General features: G+C 62.8%; 8 protein-coding genes. 3 read left to right on the top strand and 5 right to left on the bottom strand.

Going from position 1 to position 10,978, the window contains the following annotated elements; translation table 11 throughout:
• Nucleotides 1-124: 124 nt before the first annotated feature.
• Nucleotides 125-2,404 carry a glycine--tRNA ligase subunit beta gene (gene glyS, locus PQU94_RS13245; RefSeq protein ID WP_272741919.1) on the bottom strand — a complete coding sequence of 760 codons (2,280 nt, stop codon included), beginning with the start codon at nt 2,402-2,404 and terminating at the stop codon, nt 125-127.
• 5 nt (nt 2,405-2,409) lie between these two features.
• Nucleotides 2,410-3,294: a glycine--tRNA ligase subunit alpha gene (locus PQU94_RS13240; protein WP_272741918.1), complete on the bottom strand. Its 885-nt coding sequence runs from the start codon at nt 3,292-3,294 to the stop codon at nt 2,410-2,412.
• Nucleotides 3,295-3,445: 151 nt separating this feature from the next.
• Between PQU94_RS13240 and PQU94_RS13235 the strand changes: the two genes are divergently transcribed.
• Nucleotides 3,446-4,750, top strand: a complete 1,305-nt coding sequence (locus PQU94_RS13235) for an AmpG family muropeptide MFS transporter (RefSeq protein WP_272741917.1) — start codon at nt 3,446-3,448, stop codon at nt 4,748-4,750.
• A gap of 49 nt (nt 4,751-4,799) precedes the next feature.
• Complete coding sequence (locus PQU94_RS13230; protein WP_272741916.1) at nt 4,800-5,207, top strand: DUF6157 family protein; 408 nt, start codon at nt 4,800-4,802, stop codon at nt 5,205-5,207.
• Nucleotides 5,208-5,415: 208 nt separating this feature from the next.
• Here the strand turns inward: PQU94_RS13230 and PQU94_RS13225 are convergent, their stop codons facing one another.
• From PQU94_RS13225 to PQU94_RS13215, 3 genes are all read right to left on the bottom strand, one after another.
• On the bottom strand, nt 5,416-6,261 hold the full coding sequence (locus tag PQU94_RS13225; RefSeq protein WP_272741915.1) for a 4-(cytidine 5'-diphospho)-2-C-methyl-D-erythritol kinase: 846 nt from the start codon (nt 6,259-6,261) through the stop codon (nt 5,416-5,418).
• On the bottom strand, nt 6,258-8,048 hold the full coding sequence (locus PQU94_RS13220) for a tetratricopeptide repeat protein (protein ID WP_272741914.1): 1,791 nt from the start codon (nt 8,046-8,048) through the stop codon (nt 6,258-6,260). The genes PQU94_RS13225 and PQU94_RS13220 overlap by 4 nt, the downstream gene beginning before the upstream one ends.
• A gap of 291 nt (nt 8,049-8,339) precedes the next feature.
• The gene (locus PQU94_RS13215; protein ID WP_272741913.1) at nt 8,340-10,007 is read right to left on the bottom strand and encodes an electron transfer flavoprotein-ubiquinone oxidoreductase; all 1,668 of its coding nucleotides are present in this window, start codon (nt 10,005-10,007) and stop codon (nt 8,340-8,342) included.
• A gap of 107 nt (nt 10,008-10,114) precedes the next feature.
• On the opposite strand from PQU94_RS13215, the gene PQU94_RS13210 reads away from it, so the two are divergent.
• The gene (locus PQU94_RS13210; protein ID WP_272741912.1) at nt 10,115-10,957 is read left to right on the top strand and encodes a uracil-DNA glycosylase; all 843 of its coding nucleotides are present in this window, start codon (nt 10,115-10,117) and stop codon (nt 10,955-10,957) included.
• Nucleotides 10,958-10,978 lie beyond the last annotated feature (21 nt).

Here is a 10,978-nt window from a genome sequence, read left to right as displayed (position 1 = left end):
CCCGGCTGGCACGGCCGGACGGTAGGCAAAAGGTACACGCGCGCGCGAACTCTGCGGAATAAGTTTTTATGTAATTCAAAATCCCCTCTCCCTGTCGCACCAGCGAAGGGGAGGAGGGTTTAGCCTACGCCAGCTTGGACAAATCACCCACGCCGTCGAACAGACGCCGCAGGGCCGACAACAGACTCAGGCGATTTTCGCGCTCAGCCACCACGTCGGAATTGACCAGCACCCCGTCGAGGAAGGCATCGACCGCCCCGCGCAGACCCGCCAGCTTGCCCAGCGCCTCTTCGAACTGTTCGGCGTCGATCAGCCGCTCCACCACCGGCGTCAGGGCGATCACCTGCTGCGTCAGGGCCGTTTCCACCTCCGGCGCCCCGCTGAGCAACTTGGGCTCCGCCGTCGGCAGAGCACCCTTCTTCGCCTCGGCATTGAGGATATTGGCGACGCGCGTATAGGCGGCCTGAAGCCCAGTACCCGCCGGCGACGCCAGCACGCTTTCCAGCGCCCTGATGCGCGCCACGGTGCGCACCATGTCGTCGTCCCTGACGGCAAACCCGGCCTCGACCACGTCAAAACGCACGCCTTCGTCCTTCAGCATAACCTTCAGACGGTCAGCAAAAAAGTCCGCAAACTCCGCCGACACCGCGCGGAAATCGCGGAAGGTCAGCAGGGCGTTATCGACCTTGGGCGTATTGGCGACATGCTCGAATTGCAGGTCCAGATCGTAGTCGCGGTCGGTCGGGATGACAAAGACCGGGCTTTCGAGCAGACCGGCGCGGAAATCGCGCAGATAGTTGTCATAGACCTCGGTTTCGCCTTCGGCCCAACGCGGCCCGGCCGAACCGCGCCAGTTGTCCGTATCGACATAGACGGCGCGACCTTCGCCCGCATAGATCAGCAGCGACTGATACCAGGCGGCGACCAGCTCCGACAGCGAGGCGCGCACATTGTGCTGACGCAGGATGCGCAAAATCCCCAGAGCCGCACGACGCAGGGCATAGGGGTCTTTCGAGCCCGTCGGCTTTTCGTCGATGGCAAAGAAGCCGACCAGCGTGTCGATCTTGTCAGCCAGAGCCACGGCCGCCGACACCGCACCTTCGGGCACAGAGTCCGACGGGCCCTGCGGCTTATAGTGTTCGCGGATGGCTTCGGCCACATCACCGGGTAGCCTGGCCGCTTCGGCGTAATACCCGCCCATAACCCCCTGAAGTTCCGGGAATTCCCCGACCATGTAGGAGGCCAGATCGGCCTTGGCCAGATGCGCGGCCTGCGTGGCCAGCGACACGTCGGCCTTGACCAGCGGCGCAATGACTTGCGCCAGCGCTTCGATGCGCGCCACGCGCTGCGCCATCGTGCCCAGCCTAGCGTGGAAGGTCACGCCGTTCAGCTTTTGCAACCAAGCGTCGAAATTACCTTTGCGATTGTCCTCGGACCAGAAGAAGACGCCGTCCGACAGGCGCGCCGACAGCACCTTGGCATTGCCGCGGCGGATTTCCGCCCCACCGTCGCTGGCCACCTGATTGGCGACGATGACGAACTTCGCGGCCATCTTGCCGGTCGAAAGATCGCGCACGGCAAAGTATTTCTGGTGCGTGCGCATCGAGGTCTTGATGACCTCCGGCGGCAGGCTGAGGAATTTCGGGTCCATATCGCCCAAGAGCGGCGTCGGCCATTCGTTGAGGCCGGCCACCTCTTCCAGCAGGCCATGATCGTCCATCAGAGCGCAGCCCGCGGCGGCGCAGGCCTCATTGGCCTTATCCAGAATCAAGGATTGACGCTCAATGTGGTCGAGGATGACGAAATGATCGCGCAGCTTTTGCTGATAATCGGCGAAGTCCTTGACCGCAAAGGCCTCTCCGGACGACAGGACGCGGTGGCCCTGAGTCAGGTCGCCCGATGTGATACCGCCGATGCTCAGCGGAATGACCTGACCATCAAACAGGAACAGGATGCGCTTCAACGGACGCACCCAGCGGAAGCTCGATGTGCCCGACCGCATCGACTTGGGCCACGGGAAGGTCAGGATAACGTCTTCGAGGATGCCGGGCAGGACCTCGGCCGTGCTCTTGGCCGGCTTTTCGATGCGCGCCATCCACACGCCGTTTTCCAGCACAAGCTGATCCTGCGTCAGGCCAACCTTGCGCAGGAAACCGGCCATGGCCTGTTCCGGCGCACCGTCCTTGGGGCCCTTGACCTCTTCGGTGACGGCGGCCTGTTCCAGCGGCAGGCCTTCGACGTGCAGGGCCAGACGACGCGGACCGACATAGGCCTTGAGACTGTCCCAGGTCAGGCCTTGCGCCCTGGCGCGATCGCCGAACAGGCGCTCGAAATCGCGCGCGGCCTGAAGCTGCATCCGCGCCGGGATTTCTTCTGAAAAAAGTTCGATAAGTAACTGAGCCATTTGTGTTATCTAGCTTCTTCTTGTGCGGCCCATTCAAGCGCGCAGGCCTTGCAGAGGTCGCGGATGCGGCCGATATAGGATTGCCGTTCGGCCACCGCGATGGCGCCGCGCGCATCCATCAGGTTGAACAGGTGCGAGGCCTTCAGCACGTGGTCATAGGCCGGCAGGACCAGCTTATAGCCCAGACTGTTTTCGGTGTTGAGGATGCGCAGAACGTTGCGCTCCATGTCCTCAAACTGGCGCTTGAGCGTCGCCACATCGGACGCTTCGAAGTTGAAGGCCGAAAACTGGCGCTCCTGCTCCTTGAACACGTCGCCGTACTTCACGCCGTCATTATTGAATTTCAGATCATAAACGTTATCGACGTTCTGAAGATACATGGCCAGACGCTCCAGCCCGTAGGTCAGTTCACCCGACACCACATCGACCTCGATGCCGCCGACGCCCTGGAAATAGGTGTATTGCGTGACTTCCATGCCGTCGCACCACACTTCCCAGCCGAGGCCCCACGCGCCCACAGTCGGGTTTTCCCAGTCGTCTTCAACGAAGCGGATGTCGTGCAGCGCCGTGTCGAGCCCGATGGCTTTCAGCGATCCGAGATACAGCTCCTGAAGAGTGTCGGGGTTCGGCTTCAGGATCACCTGATACTGATAATAGTGTTGAAGGCGGTTGGGGTTTTCGCCATAGCGGCCATCGACCGGACGGCGCGACGGCTGCACATAGGCGGCCTTCCACGGTTTCTTGCCCAGCGCGCGCAGGACGGTGGCCGGATGCAGGGTACCTGCGCCGACTTCGACGTCATAGGGCTGAAGGATCACGCAGCCCTGCTGGCTCCAGTAATGGTGCAGGGTCAGGATAAGGTCCTGAAAGGACAGGGGCTCTTTGGTCATGTTCGAAAATGCCGGACTCCAGAATGGCCGCGAACATAGAGAGGTGCGTCCGGCCAAGCAAGGTTTGCAGGGAAAGAAAACCTGTTCAGACGGCGGAGAATCGCTTTTTCTGTGCGCCTCCCCGCGACTGGGGAGAGCGGGTTAAAGCCAAATGTCCTCTGCCGATAAGCCCACCCTCCGCGACATCCTGCGCGCCCTGAAAACGCCCAATGCCTGGCTGCTGCTGGTGCTGGGCTTTTCGGCGGGCCTGCCCTTTCTGATGACCGGGGCGACACTGGGCTTCTGGATGCGCGAAGAGGGCACAAGCCTGACCGTCATCGGTTATATGGGCTGGATCAGCCTGTTCTACGGCTTCAAGGTCGTGTGGGCCCCGTGGATGGACAAGGTGCGTCTGCCGCTCCTGCACGTGCGGCTGGGGCAAAGACGGTCCTTCATGCTGCTGGCGCAGGGCGGGGTGATCCTCAGCCTGATCGGCATGGCCGCCATCGGCCCCACGGGGAATATCTGGGCCTTCGTCGCCGTGACCCTGCTGCTGGCGCTTTGCGCCGCCTCGCAGGAAATCGCCATCCACGCCTGGCGCATCGAGCAGACCGAGGGACAGGCGCAAGAAGCGCTCAATCCGACGATCTATTCCCTCGGCTATAAGGTCGCGGCCATCGTCTCCGGCTCGCTGATCCTTATTCCCGCAGACCAATTCGGCTGGCCGGCCACGGTAACCGGGCTGGCGGCGCTGATGCTGGTCGGTGTGGCCGCGACGCTGATTGCGCGGCCGTCGCGCGCCGAAGCCCTGACGCCGCCGGTGCCCTACAGCTTCGACACCTATGTCGTCGCACCGTTGAAAAGCTTTTTTCAGGAACATGCGGGACTGGCGTGGTGGGTGCTGGCGACCGTGGCGCTCTACCGCCTGCCCGACTATCTGATCGGGCCGGTGGCCGGGCCGCTTTACAGCGACACTGGCCTCAGCAATGCCGATATCGCCTATGTGCGTTCGACCATCGGACTGGCGGCCTCGTTCGCCGGGGTGGCGCTGGGCGGCGCCTGCCTTCTGTGGCTGGGGGTTGAGCGCGCCTTCTGGCTGGGGGCGGTGACCGGGCCTTTGTCGAATATCTGCTTTGCCCTGATGGCCGCGCATCCCGGCGATGTCACCGTGTTCGGTGGCACGCTGATCATCGACAATATCGCCAATGGCATAGCCGAAACGGCCTTTATCGCCTTTCTGACGCGCCTCACCGTGAAGGAACACACCCTCACCCACTTTGCCCTGATGTATTCGGCGGCCGACCTGACCGGCAAGCTGCTGAAAGGCTTTTCGGGGCAGATCGTCGATGGCCTGACGGCTTCGCACGGCCTGTTCGGGGCCTATCAGATCTTCTTTATCGGCACAGCAGTGGCCGGGCTTCCCGCATTGGGTCTTTGCCTGATCCTGCGGCAGCGTGGCCTCTTCAAGACGGCCTGAGACAGGCGTATACTCACTGTCCCAAAGGCCGCGACACAGGGACGAAGCCATGATCCGCAACACCTTCATCGCCATCGCCGAAGACTCGAAACACCGCATGGGGGTCGAACCGCCCCGCCGTGACGGCCCGCCGACCCTGGCGCGGCTCCATTATGAGCTGTTGTCGGAACATCCCTACGAACTGACGCTGGATGATCTGAACTTTACCGTCCATTGCCTGAAACACGGCCTCGATACAGCGGATCAGCAGGCGCGCGCGGCGTTTCTCTCCAAAGGCCACCCGTGTATGCGCGCCTCGCCCCTGACCAAAACCTATGGCTTCGGGGCGCATTATAATCACGCAGGCAAGATCGCGCTTTATCCTGCGGATTCTATTGCTTATCGGAAGTTTCTCAAAGACCCGGAGGTCCGCGTCGAAAAAGCCATGCGCAGCAAGCGCGCGGTGGAGATGGTTTAAGCCTTCTACACAGATGGCCGCAGTTTAGAAGAAACCACAGATTGCACAGATTTCACAGATATGCGTTCTAGGCTCTGACTGCGGAAGTCGCGCAAACCCCGGCGCGAAGCGCCATCTGTGAAATCTGTGTAATCTGTGGTTCCCAAAACCCGATCCTCCCCACGGCGGGATGAGTGGCGCTAATCGGATGTGCATGTACATCTGTGGATCACTTCAACGTACAGGCCCGAACCCATGCCTTGGGCCAGTCGGCGCGTAGCCGGGCCGCCAGGGTTTCGGCCTCGCTCAAGGTCTTGCACAGGGCAAAACAGGTCGCCCCCGATCCCGACATGCGGGCAAAGCGTGTCTCAGGCTGCGCACGTAAAGACGCCAGCACCTCACCGATCACCGGCACCAGACGGATGGCGGGCGCTTCCAGATCGTTACGGGTGGTAGCGAGGTCGTCGATCAGGTCCTCCGCCCGCCACTGCGTGTCAACAGGGGCAAATTCCGCTGCCGCATCATAGGCTTTGAACACCGCCGGTGTCGGGCACTCGACGCCCGGATTGATCAGCACAGCGGGCAAGGGCGGCACCGTCACCGGCGTCAATCGCTCACCATAACCTTCGGCAATCGACGCCTGAGCCCACAGGCACATCACGCCGTCCGCCCCCGTCTCTGCCGCCATGGCCGACAGGGCGTCGTCAGTCACCTCTGGCGCGCAGGCTTCACGCAACAGATGCAGAACCGTCCCGGCATCAGCGCTGCCGCCGCCTACGCCTGAGGCTAAAGGGAGGTTTTTGGTCAGGTGGAAATCGTGGTTATCCACGCGCACGCCCGTTGCCGCTTCAAACCGCCGCACGGCCTTGAGAACCAGATTGTCCTCGCCCGCGCTTAAACCCTGCCCGAACGGCCCGTCGATGAACAGCCGCCCCTCCCCCGGGGTCAGGCGCACCTCATCGCCATAGTCGGCAAAAACCACCAGACTGCGCAGGGGGTGATAACCCCGGTGATCCGGGGCGGCGACGTGCAGATAGAGATTGACCTTGGCCGGAGCCAGCCGCGACCGCTTCATTTGCGCGTTTTAACCGGTGTCTTGACCGGGGTTTTGGGCTTGGCTGTCACACCCGTCGGCGCCGTTTCGGCCTCGGCCACGGCCTTGACGTCGGGCACCGCGACCGTATCCAGCTTGGCCTGCACGGCGGCCTTCTGCTTGTCGTCGGCCTCCAGAGTCAGGACGCGCGCCCACTGATAGCGCGCTTCGATGGTGCGCCCCAGCTTGTGATAGACGTCGCCCAGATGGTCGGTGATTTCCGGATCGGCGGGTTCGGCGGCGATGGCCTTTTCGATCCATTCCAGCGCCTCGGTATACTGCCCCTGCTGGTAATAGCCCCAGCCGAGCGAGTCCATGATCGCCCCTGAGCGCGGCGTCTTTTCGAGCGCCTTGCGGATCATCGCCATCCCCTCGGTGACGTTCTCCTTGCGCTCGATCAGGCCATAGCCCAACAGGTTGAGCAGTTCGGAACTGTCCGGTTGCAGGGTGAGGCCCTTTTGCGCCGCCGCCTTTGCCTTGTCCCAGTCACCGGCGGCCTGATACAGCACCGCCACGGTGAACCAGGTTTCCCAGCCGAAATCCGCGTCGCCATAGGCGGCCTGATAGGCCTCCATCAGCTTGAGCGCCCCGGCCGTATCGTCCTTTTGCCACAGAAGGCGCGCCCGCTCGACCGTCAGGCCAATGTCCTTCGGGTCGGCGGCGCTCAGTTCGGTAAACAGGGCCTCGGCCCCATCGAGATCGCCGGCTTCCTTGAGGCTCCAGGCAGCGCGCACCTGCGCCTCACGGTAAAAGGGCGAGTCGGGCTCAATCGACGCCCATTCGGTCTGCGCCGCCTGCACGTCCTTCATGCGCATCAGCACCTGCCCGGCCAGAAGCCGCGTGCGGTCAAGCGTCGGCGTGGCAGCCGCGGTTTCCGGGGCGGCGTATTGCGCCAGCCGCAGCGTCGCCAGCGCCATTTCCGACTGCTGCTCCGAGGCATAAAGCGTGCCGGACAGGAACAGGCTGTCGGCCAGAATCAACCGCACATCCGGCGATTTCGGCTTGCGATAGTCTTTGGCATCGAGCCCGTCGAGGCGCTGACGCACCAGCCGGTCCTCAGATACGTTCAGGATATCGGTGTACAGCTTGCGCGCCTCGTCCTTGCGCCCGCGGCCCTCCAGAAACGCCCCGTAATAGGGGCCGAACAGCACACTGGCCGGGCCGGGCTGACAGATGATTTTGAAGATGGCTTCGGCCTCGGCATGACGGCCCTTCATCTCCAGCAAGCGCGCCTGATTGGCGGCCTGAAGAAACAGCACCAGCCGGTCGCGATTCGGCGTCGTCCCGGCGTTCAACTGGCTTTCCAGCGTCGGGTCAATGGCCTTGTCCCACTGACGCGCGGCGGCATAGGATAGCGGCTTGAGCAAAAGCGTGGCGCGGTCGCTGGCACCGGCCTTTTCGGAGGCCTCCACAATGGCCGCGGCGGCCTTGCCCTTGCCCTCGCGGATCAGAGAAATAGCCCGTACCTGCGCCGCCACCGTGCGCGACAAGCGCCCGCCCTTTTCCGGAATATGGCTGCGCGCAAAACTCATATCGCCGCTGAGGACCGCCGCCAGAAAGGCCCGTTCCCTTAAGGCCGCATTGGCAGGATCAGCGTCCGCCGCTGCCATCAGGGCGCGTGCCGCGGTTTCGGTGTCGCCCTGGGCCGCCGCCAGACGCCCGACCAGAAAGTCGCCATAGGCACTGGAATAGGCCGCATCGGCGGCCATGACCGGGGAGGTCAGGCACAGGAGGGCGGCAAGGGCGGCAGAGGCAAGAACGGGCTTCATCAGGGGCGTCTCTCGATTACCGGCACAGTGAACGCAGTAAATCCGGCAGGATCAAGTCCTTATCGAAGATCAAACTTACCAAAAAGCCAAATTCTCAAGGGAAAAGCCCGTGAATCTCCTCCCTGTTGCGCCGCAATGGGGAGGTGGCAGCGAGCCTTGCGAGCAGACGGAGGGCGACAACGCGAAAACAATCAGAGCCTCAGCGCCCTGAAACTCAAACGCCCTCCCCCTCCGTCAGACGGCTTCGCAGCCTGCCACATCCCTACAGCTTTGCCGCAGGGAGGAGAGACATCACATATTCGGATAGTTGGGGCCGCCGCCGCCTTCGGGCGTGGTCCACACGATGTTCTGCGTCGGGTCCTTGATATCGCAGGTTTTGCAGTGGACGCAGTTCTGGGCGTTGATCTGGAAGCGCGGCTTGCCGTTATCGTCCACCACCTCATAGACCCCGGCCGGGCAGTAGCGCTGCGCCGGTTCGGCATATTTGGGCAGGTTGATGGCGATGGGCACCTCCGGGTCCTTGAGGCGCAGATGGACCGGCTGGTCCTCTTCGTGGTTGGTGTTGGAGATGAAGACCGAGGACAGCTTGTCGAAGCTGATCTTGCCATCGGGCTTCGGATAGGTGATAGGCTTGAATTCCGCAGCGGGTCTGAGCGACTGCGCATCGGTCTTGCCGTGCTTCAGCGTGCCCCAGGGCGACCAGCCGCCCGTGAGAGTGCCCACCGTCATGTCGAGACCACCCAGCACCATGCCCAGCGTCGTGCCATAGCGGCTGAGCAGGGGTTTGACGTTACGCACCAGCTTCAACTCTTTGGCGATATCCGACGTCTGATAGGCCTTGTCATAGCCTTCCAGCGTCTGCGGCACGTCGCCGGACGACAGGGCCGCCCACGCCGCATCGGCGGCCAGAATGGCGCTCTTGATGGCGTTGTGGCTGCCCTTGATGCGCGGCACGTTCACAAAGCCCGCCGAACAGCCGATCAGCACCCCGCCGGGGAAACTTAAGCGAGGCACCGACTGATAACCGCCTTCGGTAATGGCCCGCGCCCCGTAGGAGATACGCTGCCCGCCTTCCAGATGCTCACGCACCACCGGGTGCTGCTTGAAGCGCTGGAACTCGTCGAACGGCGAAAGATAGGGGTTCTGGTAGTTAAGGTGGACGACGAAGCCGATGGACACGTATTCGTCGCCGAAATGGTACATGAAGGAACCGCCGCCGGTCTTGTCATCCAGCGGCCAGCCCAGCGTGTGCTGGACCAGACCGGGCTTATGCTTCGCCTTCGGAACCTTCCACAACTCCTTGATGCCGATGCCGTATTTCTGGACGTCGCTGTCCTTGTCCAGCTCAAAGCGCTTGATGATCTGCTGCGACAGCGAGCCGCGCACCCCCTCGGCAAAGAAGGTGTAGCGGGCGCGCAGTTCCAGACCGGGCTGATAATCCCCCTTGGGTTGACCCTCGCGGTCGAGCCCGAACACGCCGGCCACGACACCCGCCACAGCCCCCGCGTCGTCGTACAGGACTTCGGAACAGGCCATGCCCGGATAGATTTCGACGCCCAGCGCCTCGGCCTGTTCGGCCATCCAGCGCGTCAGATTGCCCAGCGACCCGATATAGCAGCCGTGATTCTTCATATAGGACGGCATGGGCAGGAAGGAGATATCAAGCGCGCCCTGCGGCCCCAGATAGATGAAGCGATCCTGGGTGACCGCCGTTTCCAGCGGGGCGCCCTGCGCCTTCCAGTCGGGAAAGAGCTGCGTCAGGCCCGACGGATCGATCACCGCGCCGGACAGAATGTGAGCGCCGATCTCCGACCCCTTTTCCAGCAGGGCCACGGACACGTCGCCGCCCTTGGCCTGTGCCGTCTGTTTGAGACGAATGGCCGCCGCCAGCCCTGCCGGGCCGCCGCCTACGATGACGACGTCATATTCCATCGATTCCCGTTCGGGTGCGTCCGCCATGTTCGTACTCTTCTCTAATATTTCCTGGTGCCGGTTTGATCTTGTGGCACAGTTTCCGTAAAGACTGTAAAGACCCTGCCGATCATTTTTCTCAAAGATGTCTGTTTATGCCGGAGCCACACGCCATCACGGCCCTAGCGATACGGGAACTGGAAAGCTATCTCAGCTTTCTCAATGACCACGCGCTGGATGACATCTATGATGTTGAGCCTATTAATCGTCTTTTGGCGGAAAATAAATCGCGTTCTGCGATACCCGCCGCGCAAAACGCCCCGGCGACCGTCACCCCCCTGCCGGGCGCGGTGCGCGTCAATGCCTTAAGACCTGAGTCGCTGCGTCATTTCGACCTTGATCTGGCGGTCGCCTCGGCCAACGCCATCGCCAGGAGCGCCGCTACGGTCGAGGCCCTCTACAGCGCCCTTGAGGCCTTCCCCGACCTGCCGCTGCGCTATGAGGGCGGCAAGGGCCTGATCCGCGGGCGCGGCGCACAGAACGGCGAACTACTCATCATCGGCGATGTGCCCGATGCCGATGAGGACGAGGCGCTTTCGGCCTTTCAGGGCAAACCGGGACGTCTGTGCGATGCGGCCCTGTCGGCGCTGGGGCTTAATGCGCGCACCTTACGCCTGCCCGGCCTGTTCTGGCGTCCGGCGGGCGGGCGCCCGGCCACCGACGAAGACATCCGCCTCACCGCCCCCTTTCTGCGCCGCCTGATCGAACTGAGCGCACCGAAAGTCCTCATCCTGTGCGGCGCGACGGCGGTGCGCAGCGTGCTCGATTCCAACGAAAGCGTGCAAAAGCTGCGCGGCAAGGCCCACGATCTGACCCCTTCGGGCGGTGCCTCCCTGCGGGTTTTTGTCACCTTCCCCCCGGCGCTTCTGCTGCGCCAGCCCCTTGCCAAAAAGGCGTTCTGGAGCGACATCCTTCTGGCCACGGAGGGTCTGGCCTAAGAGCGCAACCCTTAATGGCTT

It is taken from the genome of Asticcacaulis currens (assembly GCF_028550395.1).
GTDB lineage: Bacteria > Pseudomonadota > Alphaproteobacteria > Caulobacterales > Caulobacteraceae > Asticcacaulis > Asticcacaulis currens.
The sequence above is the reverse complement of the archived record's forward strand: the minus strand, read 5'-3'. Positions and strand labels throughout refer to the sequence as shown.